The following is a 23,777-nucleotide window of genomic DNA, read 5'->3' as shown; positions in this document are numbered from 1 at the left end:
TATGGGCGAATCAACGTCTGGGCATTGCATTAATGCGCAACCGGTTCCTTCAGGCGGCTGCGCTGCTCAGCACCTCCAACAAACGGTGCGGCTCAACACAGCGATCAGCAAGAATCCGCATGCTGGTATAGCTGCGCTTGATGCACTCACCAATATGAGCTACTTCATCGGCCGCAGGCTCCGTTCCCATTATTGTACAGACTATCTCCAATGCCTCCCACGGATGCGTGTCGTCGTACGCAGCATGAAGCTGCAGCCAGCGCAATGTTCCTGCCCTGATTTTGGAGGGAAAGCTTTCAGCGTAGCGCTTGCTCTCGAATATCAGTTGCGACCATTCGCCAGTTGCCCCTTCGACCGCGTAGTTGGTGGCGGCGATGCTTGCGGCAAGGGTGTCACGGCCACTGACATCCTCGCACCAGTTGGCGAGGACCTCGGTGCCACGCGGCGGAACCCCCTCCAGCAATTCTTCACGGGGAATGCCTGCCCCTTCTGCCCAGTTGAGCCAGTACTCGGCATGATTCTGCTCCACACGTATGTTGCGGACCAACCAGCGACGCGCAAGATTGTCGCCGGGACTGCGGCCGAAGCGCGTTTTCAACAGGCTCTTGGCCATGTAAGCGGGAAAGCGTTCGATCACCGGCCAGATCCCCACCATGAAATTGGCGGTGCCGGACCTGCCGAGTGTTCCGTCACTCATCTTTTTCCATAGTGGGTGGGCAATCACGCTCTGCTTGGTGCTTTCGCAATCGGCGACCATGTCCTGGGCCCATTGGGGATAGCTGGTCAGTTCGGTCAGGGGACCGGTGCGTTCGAAACGGGTATTCATGGATTTCTCCTCGGAATTGCACAGTTGGTTGATGCTTCGATTTGCCGGCACAGGAGAAGCCTGTGCCGGCCGTATTCCGGCATCGCGTAGCGACACCGAAAACCCTGAATGCTGGCTGCTGACACGCCGCCCGCGGCGCCCCGGCGCGCTGCGTGGACAACGCCGGCAGCGTTCATTGCGCCAGCCATGGATGGCCAAACCTCTGTTCGTTCCCGGCGCAGGGTAACCCTGCCGCAGCAACAGGACGAACGGCAACCGAACATTCCTGCGTGGAAATGGCCGCGGCTTCGTTGCCGTCGAAAGCACATGCGCGTCACGCGGCCCGTGCCCATAGTCCACGGCATGTGGTGAACCTGCCCCACATCCGCCAATGAAGGGAAACACTCATGAGCATTGCCGCACAACCGCTGACTCCGGAGGATCCAGCGTTGTCGCCGTGGTGGTTGCGCACGATGCTGATCGTGATGGTGCTGGGTTTTGCCGGCCTGCTCACCATCACCGCGCTTGCGTACCGCAACGCGCCACCGATCCCGGCACAGGTGCTCGACGCGCAGGGCACCCGCCTGTTCAGCGGTGACGACATCAGTGACGGACAGGCCGTGTTCCTCAGGTACGGACTGATGAACAACGGCAGTATCTGGGGCCATGGTGCCTATCTGGGTCCCGACTACTCAGCCGAGGCGTTGCACCGCATCGGCGAGGACACCGCCGCGGCGATTGCCCGGCAGCATTACCGGCAGCCACTGGCCGCGTTGACGCCGGGACAGCAGGCGGCGGTGCACGCGGAAACCGCGGTCGAACTGAAGACCAATCGCTACGATGCCACCAGCGGCACCCTGCAGCTGACTGCACCGGAAACCGAGGCCTATGGGCAGCAGCTCGGCTACTGGACCGACTATTTCCTGCATCCCGAGCGCAACGGCGGGCTGAAGGCCGGGCTGATCACCGATCCTGCCGAGCTGCGCCAGTTCACCGCCTTCGTCACCTGGGCTGCATGGGCCTCGGTCGCCAATCGTCCCGGCGAAAACTATTCGTACACCAACAACTTTCCGTACGACCCCAGCGTGGGCAACCTGCCGATTCCCGGCGCACTGCTGTGGAGCGCGCTGAGCCTGATCGTACTGCTGGCCGGCATCGCCACCGTGCTGCTGATGTTCGGCAAGTTCGATTACCTCGGCTGGATCAGCCGCGGCCAGCACATTCACCCGCATCTGCTGCCGGGTCAGTCCAGCCCCGGCCAGCGTGCGCTGGTGAAGTTCTTCGTGGTGGTGGCGCTGCTGTTTCTGGCACAGACCCTGGTCGGCGGTGCGGTGGCGCACTACCGCGCCGACCCGGGCAGCTTCTATGGATTCCAGCTGGAGACCATCTTTCCCAGCAACCTGATGCGCACCTGGCATCTGCAGACGGCGATCTTCTGGATCGCCACTGCCTATGTGGCCGCCGCGCTGTTCCTCGGGCGTTCACTGCGCACCGACGAGCCGCGCTGGTTTGCCGGCTGGGTGCATCTGCTGTTTGGCGCCTTCGTGATGGTGATCGGCGGCAGCCTGCTCGGTGAGTGGCTGGGCATCAACCAGATGCTTGGCAAGTGGTGGTTCTGGCTGGGCAACCAGGGCTGGGAATATCTGGAACTCGGCCGCGCGTGGCAGTACCTGTTGGTGGTCGGCCTGGTGGTGTGGTTCGTGCTGCTGTCGCAGCTGGTGCGGCCCGGCAAGCTGGCCAACCAGGCGTCGAAGCCGCTGGTGAAGATGTTCCTGTTCGCCGCCGTGGCAATCCCGGTGTTCTACATTCCGGCGCTGTTCTACGGCGCGAAGACGAATTACACCGTGGTCGACACCTGGCGCTTCTGGATCATCCACCTGTGGGTCGAGGGCTTCTTCGAATTCTTCGCCACCACGGTAGTGGCGCTCACGTTCTACCAACTGGGCCTGACCCGTCGCAACGTGGCACTGCGGGTGATCTATCTCGACGGCATCCTGTACTTCCTCGGCGGCCTGATCGGCACCGGCCACCACTGGTATTTCACCGGGCAGACCAACGTCAACATGGCGATGTCGGCCATGGTTTCGGTGCTGGAGGTAGTGCCGCTGACCTTGCTGACGCTGGACGCGTGGGATTTCGTGCGCACCACCCGCGGCGACTGCGATGTCTGCGGCAAGGCCATCGCGATCCCGCACAAGTGGACGTTCTACTTCCTGATATCGGTAGGCTTCTGGAACTTTGTCGGCGCCGGCATCTTCGGGTTCCTGATCAACCTGCCGATCGTCAGCTACTACGAGGTCGGTACCCAGCTCACGCCGAACCACGGGCACGCCGCGATGATGGGGGTATTCGGCATGCTGGCGCTGGCGCTGATGGTATTCGTGCTGCGCCAGACCAGCACCGACGCACGCTGGGCGGGCATGGTGAAATACATCAAGTTGGGCTTCTGGGGCACCAACATCGGGCTTGCGCTGATGGTGGTGCTGAGCCTGTTCCCGAGCGGCGTGCTGCAGGTGTGGGACGTGGTGCAGCATGGCTACTGGCATGCCCGCGCCCTCGATTACATCGGAAGCAGCCGCTCACACGTGCTCGAATGGATGCGCCTGCCCGGCGACCTGGTGTTCATCATCTTCGGTGCGATCCCGTTGACGATCGCCGCGTTCAAGGGCTGGCTTGGCGTGCGTGAACGATCACCATCGGCAAGCTGACAGGAGGCACCTGATGCGCCGTTTGCCTAGCTCATTCCGATTCACCGGATCCACATGCACCTCGTCCAAGGGAGAAAATGCATGAGCTACGTCGATGGTTTCGTGGTACCCGTTCCGCAGCAGAACCTGGCGGCCTATCGCACGATGGCCCGCAAGGCAGGCAAGATCTGGCGCGAGCATGGCGCACTCGAATACATCGAGTGCGTCGCCGACGACGTCAAGCCGGGCAAGCTCACCTCGTTTCCGCAGGCAGTGAAGCTCAAGGACGGCGAGGTCGTGGTGTTCTCGTGGATCGTCTATGCCTCACGCCGCGATCGCGATCGCATCAACAAGCTGGTGATGACCGATCCGCGTCTCGCCGCCATGATGGATCCGAAGTCGCTGCCGTTCGACGCGAGACGGATGTTCTTCGGCGGATTCAAGACGCTCGTCGAGTTGTAGCGCAAGCGGAGCGCCTGACCGATAAATCATCGGCCAAGCGCACTGATATCCACCGCCTCCAGCACCGCCTTCGGCGCACCGTGCCGGGCTGCGGCAAGCATCGCGCGGCCCATGATCTCGGTACTCAACACGGTATCCGGCATCAAGGCACGCAGCAGCGGCAATAGCGGCCGGCTAAGTGTGTAAAACCAGCGATACGAACCGGTTTTGGAGCGGATGCCATGCAGCGGCTGGATGATGCCGGGGCGGAATACGTACACCGCCTTGAACGGCAATCGCTGCAACGCATTCTCGAGTCTCCCGCGCACACGCGCCCACATGGTCCTGCCGGTTTCGCTGCTGTCCGCGCCGGCACCGGAAACGTAGACGAAGGTCATCTGCGGATTCAGCCGTGCCAGCACCTGCGCCGCCGCCAGCGTGAGGTCGTGAGTCAGCCGCGAGTACTGCGCCTCGCCCATGCCGGACGAAGTCACCCCGATGCAGAAGAAGCAGGCATCAAAGTTTTCGAGGCCGGCTTCGATGCCGGAGTAATCGAACAGGTCTTGCTGCACCAGCTCCCGGAGCTTCGGATGCTGCTGACCGGTCGCGGTGCGGCCGACCGTCTGCACCAGCGTCACGTCGTCGGCCAGCAGGCATTCGCGCAAGGCGCCCTGACCGACCATGCCGGTAGCACCAAAGATCAGGATCTTCATGGGCTTGTTTCCTGGCAGATATCCGGAATCATGCTGCGTCGCTAGCGGCAGCCATGCCAACCAGCTTGGCGACGGTATTCATGTTGCGCGCCGTGCCCGACTTTGCCGCCGGGATCTTCAACCGCGAATCGGCCATGCCATCATCGTAATGCACGTAGATTTCGCGCCGCCCCAGCGCAAGCCGCTCGCCCTTCGTGCCGGTGACATCGTGCAGGGCCGTCGCCGGCGGCGGTGCATCCAGGAAGATCGCCACCGTGCGGTTGGCTGCCGCTTCAGGGAAAGGGTTGGCCGCCAGCACCGCGGCCATTTCGGCGGCAGTGCGTACCATCACGCCGACAGGCTTTCCCGCGTAATCCTGCAGTTGCTGCTCTAGCGCCTTCTTCACGGCCTTTTCGGCCAGCTTGCTGGTGAACACCACATTGCCGCTGGCAATGTACGTGCGCACGTCCGCGAAGCCGGCTGCCGCACACAGTGTCTTGAGCTCGCTCATCGGCAGCTTGCCGGTGCCGCCCACATTGACGGCTCGCAACAACGCCACGTAGCTGGTCATGAGGTAATCGCCGCGCATCGGAAAACGGTCAGTGTCATCGCCGCTGCCGGCTTGTTCAAGTACACGTTAACGGCGGCCCGCCGATCAGCCACTCACCCCGAACAGCATGCCGACACCGGCGGTGATCGCCATCGCCAGCGCGCCCCAGAACGTGATGCGCATGGCGCCCACACCCACTTTCGCGCCACCGGTTCGGGCTGCCAGCGCACCCAGCGCGGCAAGAAACACCAGCGAGGTGGCGAACACCAGCCACAGCAATGCCGCGGCCGGGGTCAACGCCACCACCACCAGCGGCAGTGCGGAGCCCACCGCAAAACTCAGCGCCGACGCCCCGGCAGCCTGCAGCGGCCTTGCCTTGAACGCCTCGGTGATACCCAGTTCGTCACGCGCGTGGGCGTCGAGCGCGTCGTGCGCCATCAGCTGTTCAGCCACCTGCCTGGCCAGCTTCGGATCGAGTCCGCGGCCCACGTAGATCGCGGCCAGCTCCTTGTGCTCGCCTTCGGTGTCGGTCTGCAGCTCGTGATGTTCGCGTTCAAGCTCGGCGCGCTCGCTGTCGGCCTGCGAGTGCACCGACACATACTCGCCTGCGGCCATCGACATGGAACCGGCCACCAGCCCGGCGATGCCGGCGATCAGAATGTTCTGCCCGGTGGCGTGCGCGGCCGCCACACCCATCACCAGGCTGGCGGTGGAGACGATGCCATCGTTCGCGCCCAGCACGGCCGCGCGCAACCAGGCCACGCGGCCCGTGCGGTGTCTTTCGTAATGACGTCGGTGCACGTTGGCAATCTCCGCAGGGGTCGGGGACATCGGGATGGAACTGAAACGGGCTTCGCGAGCCTCCGCTGCCGCGTATCGTCGCACCGAATGAAGAGGTGCCGCGGCGGCCATTGTGTATGTGTCGCCGGGCAACGTGTGCAAATGCTTCTCGTCCCTGACATCTTCGGCCTGCGGCGGGCTCGGGGCTGCGGTACGAACTGCTCACCTGCTAGTGTTGGCCGATACGCAGTACGTACGACGAGCTTGTTCCGGTAGCGTTGGAAAACGTGCGCCGGCGCCGCAATAAACCGCTGAAGGGGAAATGCTGATGCAGGTACATCTGACGAGCCAGACTTGGTGGCCGGCGCACGTGATGCGCAACTGTGGCGTGTGCCGCCTGCTGCAGGCAACCGCGCTGCTCGTGCTATGCGGTGTCGCCAATGCCCAGGCACGCGCGCCCGATCAAGCGCGCTGGCAGCGACAAGCACAGGCGGTAACGATCACCCGCGACGACTGGGGCATCGCGCACGTCCACGGCAAGACCGACGCCGACGCCGTCTTCGGCATGGCCTATGCGCAGGCCGAGGACGACTTCAACCGGGTCGAGACCAACTACCTCAACTCGATCGGCCGGCTCGCCGAGACCGAGGGCGAATCCGCCATCTGGCAGGATCTGCGACAGAAGCTGTTCATCGATCCGGTCGAGCTGAAGTCGCTTTACGCGAAGAGCCCGACCTGGCTGCAGGCGCTGATGAACAGCTGGGCCGACGGACTCAACTACTACCTCGCCACACATCCCGACGTGCACCCACGCGTCATCGCGCATTTCGAGCCGTGGATGGCGTTGAGCTTTTCCGAGGGCAGCATCGGCGGCGACATCGAGCGCGTTTCGCTCGATCAGCTCGAAGCGTTCTACGGGCATGACCGCCCGGCACTCGCGCGCGTCGAGCCACCATCGAGCTGGACCGAACCGACCGGATCGAACGGTATCGCGATCGCGCCGAAGCTGACCGCCGACGGCCACGCCCTGCTGCTGATCAACCCGCACACGTCGTTCTTCTTCCGCTCCGAACTGCAGATGACCAGCGACGCCGGACTCGATGCCTACGGTGCGGTCACCTGGGGCCAGTTCTTCATCTACCAGGGCTTCAACCACCACATCGGCTGGATGCATACCTCGACCGGCGCGGATGTGGTCGACGAGTTTGCCGAAACCATCGTGCACAAGGACGGCAAGCTGTTCTATCGCTACGGCAAGGAGCTGAGGCCGGTCACCACGCGCACGATCAACGTGCCCTATCGCGAGAAGGACGGCTCGATGGCCACGCGCAGCTTCACCGCATTCTTCACCCACCACGGCCCGGTCGTGCGCGAGGAAAACGGCAAGTGGATCGCGACGGCATTGATGAACAAGCCGATGGAAGCGCTCGAGCAGAGCTGGCTGCGCACCAAGGCCAGCGATTACGCCAGCTACATGAAGGTGGCCGAGCTCAAGGCCAACTCGTCGAACAACACGCTGTTCGCCGACGACAAGGGCGAGATCGCTTATCTGCACCCTCAGTTCATCCCGAAACGCGACGACCGCTTCGACTACACGAAACCGGTCGACGGCAGCGATCCGGCCACCGACTGGCAGGGTCTGCTGCCGCTGGACAAGTCACCGCACGTGCTCAATCCGCCGAACGGCTGGGCGATGAACACCAACAACTGGCCTTACTCCGCCGCCGGCCAGTACAGCCCGAAGCGTGCGGACTACCCGCGCTACATGGACACCTTCGGCGAGAATCCCCGCGGCATCCACGCCACCCGCCTGCTCACCGGCGCGCACGACGTCAGCATGGCCGGCCTGATCACCAAGGCGTTCGATTCGTACCTGCCGGCGTTCGCGCGCCAGCTTCCGATCCTGATCGCCGACTACGACGCGCTGCCCGCCAATGATCCGATGAGACCCACGCTGAAAGGCCAGATCGCGATGTTGCGCGACTGGGACTATCGCTGGGGCGTCGCCTCGATGCCGACCTCGCTGGCGGTGTTCTGGGGCGACACCTTGTGGGACGAGGTCAACAAGGCCGACACTTCGGAGAGCCTGTCGGTCTATGACGTGATGGCCGAAAAGGCCGGCGCGAAGGCGCGCCTGGGTGCACTGATCGAGGCATCCGACCGGCTGACGAAGGACTTCGGGAGCTGGGGCGTGCCGTGGGGCGAGATCAACCGCTTCCAGCGCCTCAACGGCGACATCGTGCAACCGTTCGACGATGCCAAGCCGAGTATCCCGGTGCCGTTCGTGTCGTCGCGCTGGGGCTCGCTCGCGTCGTTCGGCGCGCATCGCTGGCCGGGCACCAAGCGCTATTACGGCACCAGCGGCAACAGCTTCGTGGCGGTCGTCGAGTTCGGCCCGAAGGTGCGTGCCCGTGCGATCACCGCCGGCGGCGAAAGCGGTCATCCGGATTCGCCGCACTTCAACGACGAGGCCGAGCGCTACACCACCGGCAACTTGCGCACGGTCTACTTCTGGCCCGAGCAGCTCAAGGGGCATACCGAGCGGGTCTATCACCCAGGCGGGTGAGCGGGCATCCGGTTCTACGCAGCCCGGCACGGACATGTGCCGGAGCTGGTACATCGGGAAAGGAAGACCGCCCTCTTCAACAAACGACTAGGTGCGGCTCGGAATCAGAAGGCCGCGCTGCACCGCCGGGCGTGCCAGCCCACGCTCGAGCCACGCCGCGACATTTGCGAAGGTATCGAACTGCACCAGCTTGCGCGCCTCGTAGAACGTGATCAGGTTGTTGACCCAACCCAACGTGGCGATGTCGGCGATGGTGTAGTCGTCACCCATGATCCAGCGGCGGCCTTCGAGTCGGGCATCGAGCACACCGAGCAGCCGTTTCGATTCGTCGGCGTAGCGCTGCAGTGGCCGCTTGTCCTCATAGCTCTTGCCGGCGAACTTGTTGAAAAAGCCCACCTGGCCGAACATCGGGCCGATCGACGCCATCTGGAAAAACACCCACTGGATCGTCTCCCAGCGCCGCGCCGCGTCGGCCGGAATGAATTGCCCCGTCTTGTCCGCCAGATACAACAGGATCGCACCGGATTCGAACAGCGCCAGTGGCTCGCCGCCGGGGCCATCCGGGTCGATGATGGCGGGGATCTTGCCGTTCGGATTAAGCGCGAGGAACTCCGCCGTGTGGCTCTCGTCCTTCATGATATCGACCAGGTGCGGCTCGTAAGCCAGTCCGGTCTCTTCCAGCATGATCGACGCCTTCACCCCGTTCGGTGTGTTGAGCGAATACAACTGGATGCGTTCGGGATGCGCGGCGGGCCAGCGCGTGGTGATCGGAAAGTCGGACAACCGGGTCACGTGACACTCCTGCAGTGAGGGATCACTGCAAGGTGGGTGCTTGCCCCGGCCGGTTCAACCGCAGGGAGGGTTCCGCTCGCGTCACCCGTCACGCCTGTATCGACGCAAATATGATTGACCCCGCGCTCGCCAGGGATAGCGACAATCCGGTGTCCATGCAGACGATGCAGATCCCGAGCCACAGGCCTTTGATGAATGCGCTGCTGCATCTGGCCACCGACCACGCCTGTTCCGACCAGCGGACTGCTCTTTCCGCCGCAATCTTGCGCTGGCTTGCGACGCTCCCCAGGCAGCCCTTTATCCCAGCAGGAATCCGGCGGCATCGACCATGAAGTGCGCCAGCATGTTGCCCCATAGATTGCGTCGCCACAGGTAGAGCAACGTGAGCATGGCGCCCGCGGCGCCTGCGACCAGCAGGTGATGCCAGCCCCAGTAGCTGAGGTGCTCGAGCGTGAAGATGGCCCAAGTGAACACACCGGCCACACTGCGACTCCCTGTCAGCTCCTGCACCCGCTCGGTCGCATATCCGCGGAACAGGATTTCTTCCGCAACCGCCGCGCGCACCACGGAAATGAATCGTAGCCAGAAGGGCACCACGGTCAGCGTCCGGAGTTGCTGCGTCTCGTCCCAGTGCAACGCGGGGAACACGACGAGATAGATGACCCCCAGCAAGACGATGATCAGGATGCCCGTGGCGAGCGCGACAAGAATGTCCCGACGGCCTGGCGCCTTGAATCCGATCGAAGCCAGCGGACGCCGCTCGATCCGCACGACGTAGCACAGCACGGCGGCGACCAGTCCCCAATAGACCAGCTCGTTGGCCGCCATATGGCCGATGCTGGCAAACGCGTGATCCCACGTTCCGAATGGAAGGGCGATGCCGCCGAGTGCCAGCAGCAATCCCGCGATGCTGGTCAGCCATGGCCTGGCGCGCCCTGTCACTGCCTGTGCAACGTCAGTCGACATGATTCATCCTCGCCCCGTGTTTGATGTTTTCGCAGCTTTTCCCCGGATGGCCGGTCGCGCTTCACGCGCGTCGTCGACCAGCCGGATAAATTGCAGGATGGCCTGGGTGGTTCGCTTCCTGTCCCCCGTGCTCATCAGTTCCAGGAACAAGCCGTCGAACACGGCTCCCAGCAAGGTGACCATGGCCGGGGTTCGCTCGGCTTCGGGCAGCGCGGTCGCGATCAGCGCCGACCAGTTCGAGGCATTGCGCTGCAGGTATTGCCCGTAGGCGGCGGGATTCTGCACCGCGAGAATCTGCAGCTCGTAGAGCAGCTTCAGGTAGGGATAATTTTCGCGCGCGATCGCCCAGTCCCAGAACAGTTTCAACGGCCGCTCCGACTGCCCTGCCCGACGCTCGATCATGCCGCCGAGGGACATCCGCAGGCGCGTCTGCATGCTGTCGAGCACTTCGGCCAGCAGACCTTCCTTTGATTTGAAGTGGTAGATGAGCAGGCGTGCACTGGTACCCAGTGCCTCGGCAAGCGGCCTCAGCGAGAGATCGGACAAGCCATGCTCGAGCAGATAGCCGACCAGTTCGTCAACCAGGATTTCCTTTCGGGTCTTCATGTAACAAACGTTACATGTAACACTCGTTACACGTCAAGCAAATCCGGCGACGCGCGTTCCGAGGCGGCCTGGTCCGTGCGCCACCCGTTATGCGGGCACGGACTCGAACGCAGGTTTCCGACAGCGGAAAGTGCTTTCGCCTTGCCCAGGAAAAGCCCCAGCCCTTTCGCGAAGTGCAACTGCCACGACCCGGTCACTCCCCTGCGCGCCGCACGGCGTCTTCGACGGCGGCAAGAATGAGCTTGTGAATTGCGGCGTTCGAGCGCTTGCCGGTGGCAAGCTGCGCGAAAACCGGAAGGCTGGTCAATACGAACAGCAGGTCGACCAGATCCCTCGCCTTGCGCGCACGCACGTCGCCCTGCTGGACCAGGCGCCCCACCAGGATCGAGAACCCGCCGCGCCGCCGCTCGTTGCGGGCCGCAAGGCCTTCAGCGAACTCGGCATCGTTAGAGGCTGCGCCGCTCAGGCTTGCCAGCGAATGCAGGTCGTAGCCCCAGAAATCGCAGAAGATGCCAACCAGCCGGCGCAGGCCAGCATGCGGGTCGCTGTCAGCCATCGCCTCACGGATGCGATGCAGCCCACCGCGAGTGGCGATTTCGTCGAAGACGGCTTCCAGCAGTGCACGGCGCGAGCCCAACTGGTTGTAGACCGTCAGACGGGCCACCCCCGCCGCCTTGGCCACGGACTCCAGCGAAAAGCCCGTCACTCCGGCTTCGCGAAGAAGCGCGGTCGCCGCATCGAGGATGCGCGCGCGCGTTTGCCCGGCGGCTTCGGCGCGTGCGGTGCTGCGATAAGGCCGCGTAGTCATCTTGTGCGTTCCAAAATTTCACTATACATTGCGTATATCAAATAAATCAGGCCGAGGCCGTCATGCAAAACCTGCTGGTTCTCCTTATTGTGCTGCACGTGCTGTCCGGTGTGTTCTGGGCAGGCTCGACCTTCGTGCTGGCGCGCACCGCCGGCGCCAATGTGGAACGGCTGGCCTTCCCGCAATTCGGTGCCGCGGTGGCCACCATCATCATGGGCGCATCCGTCTGGGGGCTGGCGCTGCGCAACGTTCCACCCATGCCTGCCCTCCACGTGCTTGGTGCCGGCGCCATGTGCGCGCTGCTCGCCGCCATCGTGCAGGGGCTGGCGCTGCCGGTGGTTCGCCGGCTCAAGGATTCCTCCGCAGACCCGACCGCAACACGCCGACGCATCACGATCCACCAGCGCATCGCCAGCATGCTGCTCGCCGCCGCGATCGTGTGCATGGCGCTATGGGGAAAAATCTGAGCGGCTGAAGGATCAAGCTGACTAACCCGGCCAGCCATCCGCCGGGCGGCTTATCCGGCCCGGCCCATGCAGCGCTGCCAGCGATCATCCACACGTTTGGCAAACCATGCCGTGGTGAGCTTGCGGGTGATCTTCGGGCTCTTCAGCGTGATGCCCGGCAGCACCGCGCGCGGCAACGGCTTGCGCTCGATTTCATCGGCGAGCGCGAACACTCGGGCATAGAGTTTCGTGTCCGCAAAATCCTGGCGTTCGCCCTGCCCTAGCGCGCGATGGATCGCCGAGTCGCTCATGTCCAGTTGCGCGGCCAGCGAACGCACCGCCAGTTCTGTCGCACCGGGTGGATCGCCGAAGCCCGCATCAGGCTGGACCAGATCGCCGTCCAGTGCCAGCGGGATTCCCGATGCCACGCTCACCGCATGCTGGAACGCGGCGTTGCGGCTGGCGTACCAGCCAGCGTTGAAGTCGGCGAAGCGGTAGAGAGGCTGCGTGTAATCCGCCGGATAACCCAACAGGTGCACGACGCCGAAGTAGATGCCGCCACGCCGGCTGAATACCTCGTCGCGGATCGAACCCTGCACCGGATACGGATAGCCCTGCGCATGCGCCTCGGCGAACGCGATGCTCACCTGCATCGGCCCGCCGGTGTGCACCGGATTTAGGCCGCCGAACAGGCGCTTGCCCAGCGGCACCATGCCGATGAAATCCTGAAAAATCCCGCTCAGCTGCTTCTCGGTGCGCGCCGCCGCCAGTCGTTCGCTGTAACGCCGGCCGTCCGGCGACTTCAGCCACAGCGCCGCGTCCACCAGGAACCCCGGCACATGCTTCGCGGCGGCGCGACGGTCGATCTCCTGCCGCGCGATCTTCGCCAGCCCCGCCACTACCGGATCGACCCGGAGACCGGATTCCTGCTCCGCCACCGCCAACACCGCGCACAGGTTCGATGTGGTCGGTGCGATGTTCTGCGCCGCGAACGCAGCCTGAATGTCCACCGCCCAGCCCTCGCGGTCGCCCGCACTGGTCGGCATCAGCCGCACGATCTCGGCGCGCACGTCGGCCGGACGACGCGGCGACTCCTGCTGCGTGCGCTGGAACGCGCAACCGCCCAGCAGCAGGACAACGGTCAGCAACAGCGTGACGAAACAGTGGCGCATGATTCGCCTCTTGCCGGAAGAGTGACCGAGCCTACGCCCGGGCCAACGACCAGAACCCGATGCCGCGGCGATGGCGGTAGCCGATCTGCTCGTACAACCGCATGGCGCGACGGTTCTGCTGGCTCACATGCAGGAATGGCGTACGGCCACGTTCGAGATTGTCGTTCGACAGCAGCGCCAGCAGACGACGGGCGTAGCCGCGACCGTTGAAATCGGGATGCGTGCAGACGGCGCTGATTTCCTGGTACGCGTCCATGCCAAGGCGCTCGCCGATGATCGCCGCCAGCCGGCTGTCCTGATAAATGCCGAAATAGCGACCCAGCTCCATCGTGTGCGGGCGAAAGTAATGTGGATACACCAGCGCGGTCAGCGCCAGCACATCCGCGCGATGCGCTTCCGACAACTCAATGACTTCCGGCCCGTCGGTCACCGGGATCGGCGCGAGGCAGATCATCTGCGCCAGTTCGTCGAACGTCTCGAGCCGACAGCCCGCCGGCACGTTCGGCGCCACGCCAAGCAGATAAACCGATTCACCCGGATCGATCAGCGACACGAGCGCATCGGCCACATCCGCCTCCGCACTCGTCACGCCGAGGAACGGCGCGAACTCCGCCGGGTAGCGCGCTGCGTCTCCGATGCATCGCGCCAATGCGCGATGCCGGCTGCGCAGTGAAGACCAGAAAGGGTTGTCGAGTTCCGGAGCCATGATTCTGTCGGGTAGTCACCTAGTCTCGGATCGCGGAATCTTAATAGGCCCCCGGTCCTCTTGCCGAACATCGTGTCCGGGAGAGACTAACGATTTCCCCGTCCAGCCAGACAGGCACGACGGAGCCGATGTCAGCCAGTGGGGCGTTGACCAGCGCTCAGACCACGGTGCGTACGGCCACCGTTAGGCACATCGTCACGTTCAGGGCTGCGTGGACCAGCCATGAGCCGATGATCGAGCCCGACTTGATACGCACCCAGCCCATGATCAGCGCAAGCAGAAAGATCAGCGGCAGCAACACCCACAGCTCCGGCATGGTTTTCAGGATGAGCAGATGGGGCAGCAGAAAGATCGCCGCCTGCAGCAGATTTGCCCAGACCAACGGGAGCCGTCGCGCGAGACTCCCTGCTATCAGGCCACGAAACACCAGCTCTTCGACGAAGCCGGTCTGCACCACACCGTAAAGCAGCGCCATCACGATGGCCGGAATGCCCATGCCCAGTCCGGCAAAGTCCCGTTGCGGCGACCCCGCCTGCACGAACGGCGCGATCGGTGGATGCCACAGCAGCAGAACGCCCACCACCAGCAACGCTACCGCCGCGCTGATCAGCACATAGCGCGCGCCCGAACCCTGCAACCCTGCGCGGCGCGCAATCTCGACGAACCGTCGCTTGTGTCGCCACTTGTGAAAGATGACATAACCCAGAAAGGGCAGCCCTGCCAGCAGCAGGACCGCAATCAGGGCATTGGTCACGGGAGATACGAGCCACATGGTCTTCCCCTTAGTTCGGCGTATTGCAGCGACCGTCATCCCGGGAGAAACCCGCCGGCGTCGACCGCGAAGTGCCAGCATGTTGCCAGATAACGAAGAAGGCGACTTGCAGCGATCAGCGCCGGATGCGCACCAGGCTCATCGACGCAGAATAGCTTGTAGTCCACCAGCAGTGGCAGCAGCGGCTCACGGAAACCTCGTTGGTCTTGGTTCAGCGTTTTTTTCCGGTGGCGTCCTGGATGACATACGGCTCACCGTCGACCCGACCCAGAAACATCATCACGTGGCCGATGGACGGCAGGCACAGCGGCCGGGTCGCGAACAATCCCAAACCGAGCCATCAGCACAAAGAGCAACTTCACGGTTGCATTTTGAATGCCATGGGCGCAGCCTGATGCGCAACCGGGAGGTGGCATATGAGCGATCGTATCGAGAAGCGCATCGAACTGAAGGCGCCAGTGTCGCGGGTGTGGCGCGCCCTGACCGACTATCGTGAATTCGGCGCATGGTTCCGGGTCGAACTGACCGGACCGTTCGAACCGGGCAAGGAAGCCGTCGGACGGATCACGCATCCAGGCTACGAGCACGTCACCTGGCGCGCCGTCGTGCAGCGAATGGAACCGGAGCGGCTGTTTTCCCTCACCTGGCATCCCTACGCCATCGAGCCAGGCGTGGATTACTCCGCCGAGCCGCAGACCCTGATCGAATTCCGGCTCGAACCCAGTGGTGAAGGCACCATGCTGACCCTGACCGAATCGGGCTTTGACGGCATTCCGGCTGATCGCCGCGCCGAGGCGTTCCGCATGAACGACAACGGCTGGGCACAGCAGATGGAGAACATCCGCCTTCATGTCGAAGCCAACCCCAACGAGGCCGGCCATGGCGGCTAGCGCACAAACCCGGATCGCCCGCCGATCACCCAACGCGGCGGTCGTGTTCGCCGCGCTGGGTGATCCGACCCGGCTGGCGCTGGTGGCCCGGCTCTGCGACGGGTCGCGTCGCTCGATTGCCCAACTCAGCGACGGCCAATCGCTGACCCGGCAGGCGATCAGCAAGCACCTGCGTGTACTCGAGAGCGCCCGTGTCGTGCGCAGCGAGCGAGCGGGCCGCGAAAGCCTGTTCGTGCTGAATCCGCAACCGATCGAAGACATCCGCAACTACATTGAACTGGTGTCCAGCCAATGGGATGCGACGCTGTCGCGGCTCAAGGCGTTCGTGGAGAAATAACCACACCACGCCATTCCCTCAGCGCGCTGATTCAACATTTGACGACGCTCTCGATGCGCCGGTCGGGAATCAGCCACAGCAAGGCCCCCAGCGCGTAGGTCAACTGCGCGGCCCACGCCTGCCAGAACGTCAGCGCGATACCGCTCAGGTAGAGCACGGGTGAGAGCTTGCCCTTCCAGTCGGAGCCGATCGCGCGAGCGAGTGCCGAGCCGGGACCGTCCACCGCGACAAGGGTTTGCTGGAGTATCCAGTAGGCCAGCGCGGCCATCAGCAGCACCACGCCATACACCGCGGTCGGCGACGCGGCAAAGTGGTTCTCGCCCATCCAGGCGGTGGCGAACGGAAACAGCGACAGCCAGAAAAGCAAATGCAGGTTTGCCCACAGCACACCGCCCGACACCCGGTGGATGGTGGAAAGCATGTGGTGGTGGTTGTTCCAGTAGATGCCGACGTACACGAAGCTCAGCACGTAGCTGAGCAGCACCGGCGCCAGCGGCACCAGCGATGCGAACGAATGGCCATCCGGCACCTTCAACTCCAGCACCATGATGGTGATGATGATCGCGATGACGCCGTCGCTAAATGCTTCCAGCCGCCCCTTGCCCATGTGTCGCCTCCCGCTCAACGACTGCTGTCGCCCCATGAAGTGCCAGCTTGCCTGACGACACACGCCGCTGCACAGCGCCGCCTGCCCTTTCACCCGCATCGCGTCAGCTGGTGTGATCCAGGATGATCTTCCAGCCATAGCCGGTCTTCTCCCACAGCAGCGAAAACACGCCATCGTCCTTGCTGGTTTCGCCGTGAGCGGTACGGTCCAGATGAAAACGGCCGGTGACGGCGGCGTAACGCACTTCACCGCCTTTGCCGGGCAGCAGGCGCACGTCGAGCGCGGAAAAGGTGAGCTGGCCCATCTGCTGCGGGCTGGCGTAATGCTTGCGGTAGCTGTCGAGAATCGTGCGATAGCCCTTGCGCACACTGGAACCCACGAAGGTGGTGTCGGGCGCTTCCTTGTAGCCGCGCATGTAGCCCGCGACATCGCCGCGATTCCACGCCGCCTGTTGCTGCTCCATCACCTGCCGGATCGCGGCGGCGTCACTGCCGATGGTTGCCGCGCGACCCGGTCCGACGCCGCCCGGACCGAACATCATCAGCAGCATCGCGAGTGCGATGAGAAAGCGTCGTGCGGTCATGGTGTGCTCCAGTGCGATGGTGAGCTCGCGGGTCGGAAGCTGCTTCTGACCCACCACGGACTCTTTGCAAAATGCGCTTTGAAAAGTCTACCTTGCCCCGTGTTTCTGCAACCCTGCCGGCGCGGACCAGGTGACGAAGCGGGCCGCACGACCACCTCGACAAACGCGCGCAATGCCCCCATGTTGCGGGCAGGCCACAAAACTTCGGAGACATCCATGACCGCAACGACCGAACGCGCCCTCCTCGCCGGCGGCTGCTTCTGGGGCATGCAGGAGCTGATCCGCCAGCAGCCGGGCGTGCTTTCCACCCGCGTGGGCTATACCGGCGGTGATGTGCCCAATGCCACCTATCGCGATCACGGCACGCATGCCGAGGCCATCGAGATCGTGTTCGATCCGCAGGTCATCGGCTATCGCACCGTCCTGGAATTCTTCTTCCAGATCCACGACCCGAGCACGCCCAACCGCCAGGGCAACGATCGCGGCGCCAGCTACCGCTCGGCGATCTTCTACACCAGCGAGGCGCAGAAACAGGTGGCCGAAGACACCATCGCCGACGTGGATGCCTCCGGCCTGTGGCCGGGCAAGGCGGTGACCGAACTGGCGCCGGCCGGAGACTTCTGGGAAGCCGAGCCCGAGCATCAGGATTACCTGCAGCATTACCCCAGCGGCTACACCTGCCACTTCATCCGGCCGGAATGGAAACTGCCGCGGCGCGCGTAGTGCGTGACAGGCCACCCTACCCTGATCCATGACCAGCTGATGACTCCACTGCAGCAATTCATCGAAGCCCATCCGCGCCTGTTCGTGTTGACTGGTGCCGGTTGCAGCACCGACTCGGGCATTCCCGACTATCGCGATCGCGACGGTCAGTGGAAGCGCACGCCACCGGTGAACTACGCCGTCTTCATGCATGAGACGGCCACACGCCAGCGCTACTGGGCGCGCAGCATGGTCGGCTGGCGGCGTTTCGGCAGTGCGCTGCCCAACGCCACGCACCATGCGTTGGTCCGGCTGGAACAGCGCGGACAGGTCGAGCTGCTGGTGACGCAGAACGTGGATCGCCTGCACCAGCGCGCCGGCAGCGGACAGGTGATCGACCTGCACGGTCGCCTCGACGAGGTGCGCTGCACGAGCTGCGACTGGCGGCTGGCCCGCCATGCGTTCCAACAGCTGCTGCTCGAACGCAACCCGGCCTGGGCGCAGCTCGATGCCACCGACGCACCAGATGGCGACGCCGATCTGGAAGAACACGACTTCACCCGGTTCGACGTGCCGCCCTGCCCGCACTGCGGCGGCATCGTGAAACCCGACGTGGTGTTTTTCGGCGAAGCCGTACCGCGTGACCGTGTGGATGCCGCCACGCGCGCCTGGCAAGCCGCCGACGCCGTGCTGGTCGTGGGTTCCTCGCTGATGGTCTATTCCGGCTACCGCTTCGTCGACGCCGCGGCGCGCGCCAGCAAGCCGGTGGCCGCGGTGACACTGGGCCGCACCCGCGCCGACCCGTTGCTCACGTTGAAGGTCGATGCACCCTGTAACGAGGCACTCGCCTTTCTGCATGAACAACCCCGGCTGGTCATGAACTGACGCGGGCCGCCTCACCACACCCTTGGTATCAACTCATCACGCCCCCTGGCTCGCGCACCCCGGATACTTCCGGCCTGGCTGGATGGCTACCTGGCGAGCCGGCGAGTTCGAGCGGCTGACTACCTGATCGTCTGGAGTGCTGATGGACACAAGCAACACGCCGACCGACACGCGGCTGCCGTGGCTGCGCAGGATCATCCGCATGGGGCGCTCCGCCTGGAACCACTCCGCATGGCCCATGGCATTGGCGGCCTTGCTGATCATCGGCGCAATCGGGATTTTTCGGATCTGGCCGAGGACGTCCACACCGCCGACCACATCACCGTCGTGGATTTGCAGCTGGCCAACTGGCTGCATGCACACGCCACACCGTCGCTCACGCGGGTGATGCTGGCGATGTCGACGCTGCACGACCCGCTGTCGATGAGCATCCTCACCGTTCTGCTCGCGATCTTCCTGCGCTGGCGAGGCCCGCGTGACTGGTTGCCGGGCCTGCTGCTGGTGGTACCCGGTGGGATGCTGCTCAACACCTTGTTCAAATACGTGTTCGAGCGGCCACGGCCGCTCTTCAGCGACCCGATCGTGGCCCTCACCAGCTACAGCTTTCCCAGTGGCCATGTGGCGGGCAGCACGCTGTTCTACGGATTCGTGGCCGCGTTGCTGGTCAGCCGCACCGATTCGCTGGCCCGGCGTGCCGCCATCATCGCCGCTGCGCTGCTGATGGTTTGCCTGGTGGCAGCCAGCCGGATGTATCTGGGCGCGCATTTCTTCAGCGATGTGCTCGCCGCCTTCTTCGAATGTTTTGCGTGGCTGGGGTTGTGCCTGCTCGGCATGCAGGTCGTCCGCAGCCGGGGTGCGGCGCCACCTCGGTAAGGTCTCGCGGAACCTCGACCGAGGTCATTGCCTGCGCGTGTGTTGTCTGTTTGGCAGGCCGCCGCCTTTTTGTTCGAAACCTTTCATCGCCCTTTTCCATGGCCTGGCACCAGCGTGCGCGGCTTTCGTCGGTGGGGTCCATGCCCACCTTGCGCGCGTGGATACGATGTTGCGGATTCAACGTGACGCCCGAAGTTGCCTGCAACCCAATCCGTAACCCAGGAATTACCCCATGCGTTCTCCGCTGCTGTTCATCGCGCTGGCCGTTGCCGGCGCCCTGCCTACCTCCATGCTGGCGCAAACCCCCGCCAGCCCCGCCGAGGTCACCCACTACGCCGAACGACTGATGGCAGCCACCTATCGCCCGGACGCTCCGGGCGCTGCCGTACTGGTCGCACGTGGTGATGAGGTGCTGTTCCGCGGCGCCCGCGGGCTGGCCAACGTCACGACGGGTGCGCCGCTGACGGCCGATGCCGTGTTCCGGATCGGCTCGGTCAGCAAACAGTTCGCCGCTGCCGGGCTGCTCAAGCTGGTCGAGGCCGGCAAGGTATCGCTGGACGATCCGCTGACGAAGTACGTACCCGGTTTTCCGAACGGAGAGCACATCACCGTGCTCGAACTGCTCAACCACACCTCGGGAGTGAAGAACTACACCAGCATCGCCGCCTGGCGCGCGAGTCCGATCGAGAAGGACCTCAGCACCGCACAGACCATCGCCATCTTCGAGAATGCCAAGGCCGATTTTGCGCCAGGTTCGGACTGGTCCTACAGCAACTCCGGCTACGTGCTGGTCGGTGCGGTAATCGAGGCGGCCAGCGGGCAGTCGTGGCACGACTATCTGCGCGACGCATTGTTCCAGCCACTGGGCCTGACCCATACCGGCTACGGCGCCGACCCGCGTTTCGCGGCGCAGCAGGTGGACGGCTATTCGCTCGACGACGGCAAGGTGGTGCCGGCCAAGGTGATCAGCATGACCATTCCGCATGCTGCCGGCGCGCTGGTGTCGACGGTCGACGACCTGCTGAAATGGAACCGCGCCCTGCACGAAGGCCGTGTGCTGCGGAACCCGAGCTACGCGCGGATGATCACCCCGGTCGGCAAGGCGCGCGCGGCGAAGTACGGTTTCGGCATCGAGCTGGCAACGGTGCGGGGTCGGCCGATGCTCGAGCACAGCGGCGGCATCTTCGGTTTCGAGTCGATGCTCGAATACGTGCAGGGGCCGGACATCAGCGTGGTCGTGCTGCAGAACAACGACAGCAACGACGACTACAAGGGGCCCGACATGATCGCCCGCAAGCTGGCCGCTGCGGCGCTGGGGGAACCATACCCGGAAGCGACCGCCATTCCCATGGACATGGCCACCATCAAGCAGTTCGAGGGCGTTTACCGAATCGACGACACGAGCGCGCGCGTGCTGCGTGTGGTCGACGGCAAGCTCACCGCCCAGCGCACCGGCGGCGAGCGCAGCGCGCTGATACCGATCGCCAGGGACGAGTTCCTTTACAGCGATGGCCTCAACCGCATCACCATGCAGCGCGACGCGGCCGGTGCGATCACCGCAATGCGCTTCTTCGCCGATGGCGAGCCGCCGGGCACGCTGGTCGCGCGCAGCCGCGAACCCCTGCCGACAGCGCGACAGGAAGTGCCGCTGCGACGCGAGGCGCTCGAGCGGGTACTCGGCACCTATGCAGCCGGTGCGGCACACCTGAAAGTGTTCATGGAAAGCAACCAGGTGAAAGCGCAAATGGGCGGACAGCCGGCGGTCGACATCTTCGCCGAATCGCCGGACCATTTTTTCCTCACCGTGGTGGACGCCACGCTCGCGTTCGCGCCGGGCAAAGGCAGCGCGGCAACGGTCACGTTGAGCCAGCCGGGCCACACCACCGAGTTCCGTCGCCTGCCATAGGCTCCTTTCTTCCGGCGGCACGGGGCGGGTGCCGACCGGCGCAAGCTCATTTCGCCCCGCCACACACTGGGTTCCCGCTTGACCAGCTTCGCTGTTGAAAAGCACCTCGCGGGAATGACGAAAAGTTGGGTTTTGCGCTTAAGTATCAGCGTGAGAACACTGCGCCGCGTGGCATGCCGGTGCCCTTCCAGCCGTGCGGCCACACGCACGTGTCGAAGCTGAAGCCGACCTCGCTGTCCGTGTCGCGGAAGCCCTGGTCCAGTGTGAGGGCGCCGGTCGCCGTGTCGAGCTACAACCGGTAGAGCCGGTTGTCGTCCTTCGAATCCGGCGTCGCGACGAGGCGATGGGTTTGCGGATCCCACGCCGTCCAGTGCGGAAAGAAGCGCTGGCTGATCGTGAGCCGCGAGACCTCGACCGGCCGCGCGCCATCGGCGATATCCAGCACGATGAGGCCGTACCTGTCGCGCAGCATTGAAGCTGTGAGCGGGCTGCGGGGTGCTGGCGTCAGGCAACGAGGTCGACCGAAAAGCGTCTTTGAAAAAAGGACCTGGCCTCTTTTCGCGAGGCCTGCGACGCATCACCTACGTCTTCTTTAGTTCCTCCAGGCGCTACCATGCCGGACTACACCTGCACAGCACCGCGACCGGGCGCCACGAATCCGGCACTCATGATCCCGAAACTGCCTCCGCTCGCCGAAGTGCTCGACCTGTTGCCCGACGCGGCCTGCGTCGTCGACGCCGAGGGCCGCTTCCTGTACGTCAGTGCGAGCTTCGAACGCATCTTCGGCTACACCCCCGACGAAGTGCTTGGCCGGCGAATATTCGAGCTGGTTCATCCCGATGACCGCGCAACGACCCTGCAGCAGGCCGAACAGGTGATGGACGGCTCGCTGCAGCGCCACTTCCGCAATCGCTACGTCCACAAGGACGGTCACAGCGTGGACATCCAGTGGTCGGCCCGCTGGCTGCCCAAGTACGGTGTACGCATCGGGGTGGCCCACGAGGTGACCGAACTGCGCCGCGCCGAACGCGAGCTGGAGCATCGCGCCAGCCACGATCCGTTGACCGGATTGTCCAACCGCCACCGTTTGCAGTGCGAACTGCAATTCGCCATCGCACATGCGACGCAGACCGGCGACGGACTGGCCGTGCTCTACCTGGATCTTGACGGCTTCAAGGAGGTCAACGACCGGGGCGGACACGACGTCGGCGACCGCCTGCTGCGCGAAGTCGCACAGCGCCTGCAGCAAGGTCTTCGGAAGGGCGACCTGGTGGCCCGAGTCGGTGGCGACGAGTTTGTCGCGCTGCTGCCCAGCTGCCACGATGCCGAGGCTGCCCGGGCTGTCGCCGACGGCCTCCGTGCCTGCCTGAGTCCACCCTTCACGTTACCCGATGGTTTGTTCCGGCTGGATGCCAGCGTCGGGATCGCCTGTTTCCCGGCAGACGGAAGCGACCCGGACGCCCTGCTGGCGTGCGCCGACCGCGCGATGTATGCGGCCAAGCGCGAGCGGTAGCGGCGTGGTGATGCCGACCTGACGCGCGACATCGCCGCGGACGCCTGACCTTTCGCTGTTGCAGGGCCGAGCAAATCCTGTTTGGCCAACCTAATAACCGAGCTCAAATGATCGGTCAGAGCCATTCCCTGCACGGCCAACTCGTCAAATCAAACGACTGTAAGCGGCGCTGAGGTGACCTGGGTTACTCGCCGCCCCTTCATCTAGCGTCCGATGTCGATCACGCCTGTTCTCGTTCGTCGCCTAGGTGAGGGGCGCCGTACCGGCCTCCCCAACCACCCCAGGAGAACACCATGTCCTACATCGATGGTTTCGTGATCGCCGTCCCCGTCGCCAAGCGCGAGCAGTTCATTGCGCACGCCAACACCTTCGACGCCATTTTTCTTGAGGTTGGCGCCACACGCGTGATGGAGTGCTGGGGTGACGACGTGCCCGACGGCAAGCTCACCGATTTTCGCCGCGCCGTGCAGGCCAAAGACGATGAGTCCGTGGTGTTCTCGTGGGTGGAATGGCCCGACAAGGCCACCCGTGATGCCGGCATGGCGAAATTCATGAAGGATCCCCGCATGGCGGCCGCCAGCGACATGCCCTTCGACGGCAAGCGCATGATCTTTGGCGGCTTCGCGCCGGTGGTCAGCCTGTCGGCGTAGCTACGGCAGGTCGCACCGCTCTACCCGTTCGCCCTGCAAGAC

27 protein-coding genes are annotated in these 23,777 nt (G+C 64.2%); 12 read left to right on the top strand and 15 right to left on the bottom strand.

Features of this window, described 5'->3' with window-relative positions; all coding sequences use genetic code 11:
- Positions 1–49: 49 nt before the first annotated feature.
- Positions 50–826, bottom strand: coding sequence for a TenA family transcriptional regulator (locus tag EAH75_RS02440; protein ID WP_140654976.1), 777 nt, complete (start codon positions 824–826; stop codon positions 50–52).
- 386 nt (positions 827–1,212) lie between these two features.
- On the opposite strand from EAH75_RS02440, the gene EAH75_RS02435 reads away from it, so the two are divergent.
- Positions 1,213–3,513, top strand: a complete 2,301-nt coding sequence (locus EAH75_RS02435; protein ID WP_140804056.1) for a nitric-oxide reductase large subunit — start codon at positions 1,213–1,215, stop codon at positions 3,511–3,513.
- Positions 3,514–3,594: 81 nt separating this feature from the next.
- Positions 3,595–3,954: a DUF1428 domain-containing protein gene (locus EAH75_RS02430; RefSeq protein ID WP_140804054.1), complete on the top strand. Its 360-nt coding sequence runs from the start codon at positions 3,595–3,597 to the stop codon at positions 3,952–3,954.
- 26 nt (positions 3,955–3,980) lie between these two features.
- Here the strand turns inward: EAH75_RS02430 and EAH75_RS02425 are convergent, their stop codons facing one another.
- The 3 genes from EAH75_RS02425 to EAH75_RS02415 form a co-directional block, all read right to left on the bottom strand.
- Entirely contained in the window at positions 3,981–4,646 is a 666-nt protein-coding gene (locus tag EAH75_RS02425; RefSeq protein ID WP_140804052.1) for an epimerase, read from the bottom strand.
- A gap of 28 nt (positions 4,647–4,674) precedes the next feature.
- Positions 4,675–5,196, bottom strand: a complete 522-nt coding sequence (locus tag EAH75_RS02420; protein WP_140804050.1) for a DUF1697 domain-containing protein — start codon at positions 5,194–5,196, stop codon at positions 4,675–4,677.
- A gap of 84 nt (positions 5,197–5,280) precedes the next feature.
- Positions 5,281–5,976: a VIT1/CCC1 transporter family protein gene (locus EAH75_RS02415; RefSeq protein ID WP_140654960.1), complete on the bottom strand. Its 696-nt coding sequence runs from the start codon at positions 5,974–5,976 to the stop codon at positions 5,281–5,283.
- 352 nt (positions 5,977–6,328) lie between these two features.
- Between EAH75_RS02415 and EAH75_RS02410 the strand changes: the two genes are divergently transcribed.
- Positions 6,329–8,521: a penicillin acylase family protein gene (locus tag EAH75_RS02410; RefSeq protein WP_140804999.1), complete on the top strand. Its 2,193-nt coding sequence runs from the start codon at positions 6,329–6,331 to the stop codon at positions 8,519–8,521.
- 87 nt (positions 8,522–8,608) lie between these two features.
- Here EAH75_RS02410 and EAH75_RS02405 read toward each other — a convergent pair whose 3' ends face one another.
- The 4 genes from EAH75_RS02405 to EAH75_RS02390 form a co-directional block, all read right to left on the bottom strand.
- Positions 8,609–9,313 (bottom strand): glutathione S-transferase N-terminal domain-containing protein, encoded by a 705-nt coding sequence (locus EAH75_RS02405; protein WP_140804048.1) that lies wholly within the window; start codon positions 9,311–9,313, stop codon positions 8,609–8,611.
- 297 nt (positions 9,314–9,610) lie between these two features.
- Positions 9,611–10,279 (bottom strand): CPBP family intramembrane glutamic endopeptidase, encoded by a 669-nt coding sequence (locus EAH75_RS02400; protein WP_140654953.1) that lies wholly within the window; start codon positions 10,277–10,279, stop codon positions 9,611–9,613.
- Between the two features lie 3 nt (positions 10,280–10,282).
- Positions 10,283–10,825, bottom strand: a complete 543-nt coding sequence (locus tag EAH75_RS02395) for a TetR/AcrR family transcriptional regulator (protein ID WP_161596264.1) — start codon at positions 10,823–10,825, stop codon at positions 10,283–10,285.
- 253 nt (positions 10,826–11,078) lie between these two features.
- Positions 11,079–11,693: a TetR/AcrR family transcriptional regulator gene (locus tag EAH75_RS02390; protein WP_140654947.1), complete on the bottom strand. Its 615-nt coding sequence runs from the start codon at positions 11,691–11,693 to the stop codon at positions 11,079–11,081.
- Positions 11,694–11,755: 62 nt separating this feature from the next.
- Between EAH75_RS02390 and EAH75_RS02385 the strand changes: the two genes are divergently transcribed.
- Positions 11,756–12,160 (top strand): hypothetical protein, encoded by a 405-nt coding sequence (locus tag EAH75_RS02385; RefSeq protein WP_140654943.1) that lies wholly within the window; start codon positions 11,756–11,758, stop codon positions 12,158–12,160.
- Positions 12,161–12,210: 50 nt separating this feature from the next.
- On the opposite strand, the gene EAH75_RS02380 is transcribed toward EAH75_RS02385, so the two are convergent.
- The 3 genes from EAH75_RS02380 to EAH75_RS02370 form a co-directional block, all read right to left on the bottom strand.
- Complete coding sequence (locus EAH75_RS02380) at positions 12,211–13,314, bottom strand: DUF1615 domain-containing protein (protein ID WP_428993499.1); 1,104 nt, start codon at positions 13,312–13,314, stop codon at positions 12,211–12,213.
- 28 nt (positions 13,315–13,342) lie between these two features.
- Positions 13,343–14,017, bottom strand: coding sequence for a GNAT family N-acetyltransferase (locus EAH75_RS02375; RefSeq protein ID WP_140804044.1), 675 nt, complete (start codon positions 14,015–14,017; stop codon positions 13,343–13,345).
- Positions 14,018–14,174: 157 nt separating this feature from the next.
- Entirely contained in the window at positions 14,175–14,870 is a 696-nt protein-coding gene (locus EAH75_RS02370; protein ID WP_140654932.1) for a CPBP family intramembrane glutamic endopeptidase, read from the bottom strand.
- A 335-nt stretch (positions 14,871–15,205) separates the two neighbouring features.
- Between EAH75_RS02370 and EAH75_RS02365 the strand changes: the two genes are divergently transcribed.
- Together EAH75_RS02365 and EAH75_RS02360 are read left to right on the top strand one after the other, a co-directional pair.
- Complete coding sequence (locus tag EAH75_RS02365) at positions 15,206–15,679, top strand: SRPBCC family protein (RefSeq protein ID WP_140804042.1); 474 nt, start codon at positions 15,206–15,208, stop codon at positions 15,677–15,679.
- A complete protein-coding gene (locus EAH75_RS02360; protein WP_140804040.1) occupies positions 15,669–16,016 on the top strand; it encodes an ArsR/SmtB family transcription factor in 348 nt (115 codons plus the stop codon). Before EAH75_RS02365 ends, EAH75_RS02360 begins: the two co-directional genes overlap by 11 nt.
- Before the next feature lie 31 nt (positions 16,017–16,047).
- Here the strand turns inward: EAH75_RS02360 and EAH75_RS02355 are convergent, their stop codons facing one another.
- Together EAH75_RS02355 and EAH75_RS02350 are read right to left on the bottom strand one after the other, a co-directional pair.
- A complete protein-coding gene (locus tag EAH75_RS02355) occupies positions 16,048–16,623 on the bottom strand; it encodes a TMEM175 family protein (protein WP_140804038.1) in 576 nt (191 codons plus the stop codon).
- A gap of 103 nt (positions 16,624–16,726) precedes the next feature.
- Positions 16,727–17,206, bottom strand: a complete 480-nt coding sequence (locus EAH75_RS02350; protein WP_140804035.1) for a YybH family protein — start codon at positions 17,204–17,206, stop codon at positions 16,727–16,729.
- Between the two features lie 216 nt (positions 17,207–17,422).
- On the opposite strand from EAH75_RS02350, the gene msrA reads away from it, so the two are divergent.
- Together msrA and EAH75_RS02340 are read left to right on the top strand one after the other, a co-directional pair.
- Complete coding sequence (msrA, locus tag EAH75_RS02345; RefSeq protein WP_140654915.1) at positions 17,423–17,929, top strand: peptide-methionine (S)-S-oxide reductase MsrA; 507 nt, start codon at positions 17,423–17,425, stop codon at positions 17,927–17,929.
- 39 nt (positions 17,930–17,968) lie between these two features.
- Positions 17,969–18,793 carry an NAD-dependent protein deacetylase gene (locus EAH75_RS02340; RefSeq protein WP_140804997.1) on the top strand — a complete coding sequence of 275 codons (825 nt, stop codon included), beginning with the start codon at positions 17,969–17,971 and terminating at the stop codon, positions 18,791–18,793.
- A gap of 36 nt (positions 18,794–18,829) precedes the next feature.
- Here the strand turns inward: EAH75_RS02340 and EAH75_RS19580 are convergent, their stop codons facing one another.
- Positions 18,830–19,150, bottom strand: a complete 321-nt coding sequence (locus tag EAH75_RS19580; protein WP_161596263.1) for a hypothetical protein — start codon at positions 19,148–19,150, stop codon at positions 18,830–18,832.
- Here EAH75_RS19580 and EAH75_RS02335 point away from each other — a divergent pair.
- The gene (locus EAH75_RS02335) at positions 19,121–19,666 is read left to right on the top strand and encodes a phosphatase PAP2 family protein (protein WP_161596262.1); all 546 of its coding nucleotides are present in this window, start codon (positions 19,121–19,123) and stop codon (positions 19,664–19,666) included. The genes EAH75_RS19580 and EAH75_RS02335 overlap by 30 nt on opposite strands.
- A gap of 232 nt (positions 19,667–19,898) precedes the next feature.
- Positions 19,899–21,572, top strand: a complete 1,674-nt coding sequence (locus EAH75_RS02330; RefSeq protein ID WP_140654909.1) for a serine hydrolase domain-containing protein — start codon at positions 19,899–19,901, stop codon at positions 21,570–21,572.
- A gap of 289 nt (positions 21,573–21,861) precedes the next feature.
- Here the strand turns inward: EAH75_RS02330 and EAH75_RS02325 are convergent, their stop codons facing one another.
- Positions 21,862–22,044, bottom strand: a complete 183-nt coding sequence (locus EAH75_RS02325; RefSeq protein ID WP_140654906.1) for a hypothetical protein — start codon at positions 22,042–22,044, stop codon at positions 21,862–21,864.
- A gap of 195 nt (positions 22,045–22,239) precedes the next feature.
- On the opposite strand from EAH75_RS02325, the gene EAH75_RS02320 reads away from it, so the two are divergent.
- Both EAH75_RS02320 and EAH75_RS02315 read left to right on the top strand, forming a co-directional pair.
- On the top strand, positions 22,240–23,085 hold the full coding sequence (locus EAH75_RS02320; protein WP_140654903.1) for a diguanylate cyclase domain-containing protein: 846 nt from the start codon (positions 22,240–22,242) through the stop codon (positions 23,083–23,085).
- Between the two features lie 293 nt (positions 23,086–23,378).
- The gene (locus EAH75_RS02315) at positions 23,379–23,735 is read left to right on the top strand and encodes a DUF1428 domain-containing protein (protein ID WP_140654900.1); all 357 of its coding nucleotides are present in this window, start codon (positions 23,379–23,381) and stop codon (positions 23,733–23,735) included.
- Positions 23,736–23,777 lie beyond the last annotated feature (42 nt).

Source organism: Rhodanobacter glycinis (assembly GCF_006438785.1).
Classification (GTDB): Bacteria; Pseudomonadota; Gammaproteobacteria; order Xanthomonadales; family Rhodanobacteraceae; genus Rhodanobacter; species Rhodanobacter glycinis_A.
Note: the sequence above shows the minus strand (reverse complement) of the source record. Positions and strands in the feature narration are given on the sequence as shown.

Excerpts from the sequence above, each read along its gene's own strand:
- EAH75_RS02440 (WP_140654976.1), bottom strand. The coding sequence starts at position 826 with ATGAATACCCGTTTCGAACGCACCGGTCCCCTGACCGAACTGACCAGC.
- EAH75_RS02435 (WP_140804056.1), top strand. The coding sequence starts at position 1,213 with ATGAGCATTGCCGCACAACCGCTGACTCCGGAGGATCCAGCGTTGTCG.
- EAH75_RS02430 (WP_140804054.1), top strand. The coding sequence starts at position 3,595 with ATGAGCTACGTCGATGGTTTCGTGGTACCCGTTCCGCAGCAGAACCTG.
- EAH75_RS02425 (WP_140804052.1), bottom strand. The coding sequence starts at position 4,646 with ATGAAGATCCTGATCTTTGGTGCTACCGGCATGGTCGGTCAGGGCGCC.
- EAH75_RS02420 (WP_140804050.1), bottom strand. The coding sequence starts at position 5,196 with ATGACCAGCTACGTGGCGTTGTTGCGAGCCGTCAATGTGGGCGGCACC.
- EAH75_RS02410 (WP_140804999.1), top strand. The coding sequence starts at position 6,329 with ATGCGCAACTGTGGCGTGTGCCGCCTGCTGCAGGCAACCGCGCTGCTC.
- EAH75_RS02400 (WP_140654953.1), bottom strand. The coding sequence starts at position 10,279 with ATGTCGACTGACGTTGCACAGGCAGTGACAGGGCGCGCCAGGCCATGG.
- EAH75_RS02390 (WP_140654947.1), bottom strand. The coding sequence starts at position 11,693 with ATGACTACGCGGCCTTATCGCAGCACCGCACGCGCCGAAGCCGCCGGG.
- EAH75_RS02385 (WP_140654943.1), top strand. The coding sequence starts at position 11,756 with ATGCAAAACCTGCTGGTTCTCCTTATTGTGCTGCACGTGCTGTCCGGT.
- EAH75_RS02375 (WP_140804044.1), bottom strand. The coding sequence starts at position 14,017 with ATGGCTCCGGAACTCGACAACCCTTTCTGGTCTTCACTGCGCAGCCGG.
- EAH75_RS02370 (WP_140654932.1), bottom strand. The coding sequence starts at position 14,870 with ATGCTGGCACTTCGCGGTCGACGCCGGCGGGTTTCTCCCGGGATGACG.
- EAH75_RS02365 (WP_140804042.1), top strand. The coding sequence starts at position 15,206 with ATGAGCGATCGTATCGAGAAGCGCATCGAACTGAAGGCGCCAGTGTCG.
- EAH75_RS02360 (WP_140804040.1), top strand. The coding sequence starts at position 15,669 with ATGGCGGCTAGCGCACAAACCCGGATCGCCCGCCGATCACCCAACGCG.
- EAH75_RS02355 (WP_140804038.1), bottom strand. The coding sequence starts at position 16,623 with ATGGGCAAGGGGCGGCTGGAAGCATTTAGCGACGGCGTCATCGCGATC.
- EAH75_RS02350 (WP_140804035.1), bottom strand. The coding sequence starts at position 17,206 with ATGACCGCACGACGCTTTCTCATCGCACTCGCGATGCTGCTGATGATG.
- msrA (WP_140654915.1), top strand. The coding sequence starts at position 17,423 with ATGACCGCAACGACCGAACGCGCCCTCCTCGCCGGCGGCTGCTTCTGG.
- EAH75_RS02340 (WP_140804997.1), top strand. The coding sequence starts at position 17,969 with ATGACTCCACTGCAGCAATTCATCGAAGCCCATCCGCGCCTGTTCGTG.
- EAH75_RS19580 (WP_161596263.1), bottom strand. The coding sequence starts at position 19,150 with ATGCAGCCAGTTGGCCAGCTGCAAATCCACGACGGTGATGTGGTCGGC.
- EAH75_RS02330 (WP_140654909.1), top strand. The coding sequence starts at position 19,899 with ATGCGTTCTCCGCTGCTGTTCATCGCGCTGGCCGTTGCCGGCGCCCTG.
- EAH75_RS02325 (WP_140654906.1), bottom strand. The coding sequence starts at position 22,044 with ATGCTGCGCGACAGGTACGGCCTCATCGTGCTGGATATCGCCGATGGC.
- EAH75_RS02320 (WP_140654903.1), top strand. The coding sequence starts at position 22,240 with ATGATCCCGAAACTGCCTCCGCTCGCCGAAGTGCTCGACCTGTTGCCC.
- EAH75_RS02315 (WP_140654900.1), top strand. The coding sequence starts at position 23,379 with ATGTCCTACATCGATGGTTTCGTGATCGCCGTCCCCGTCGCCAAGCGC.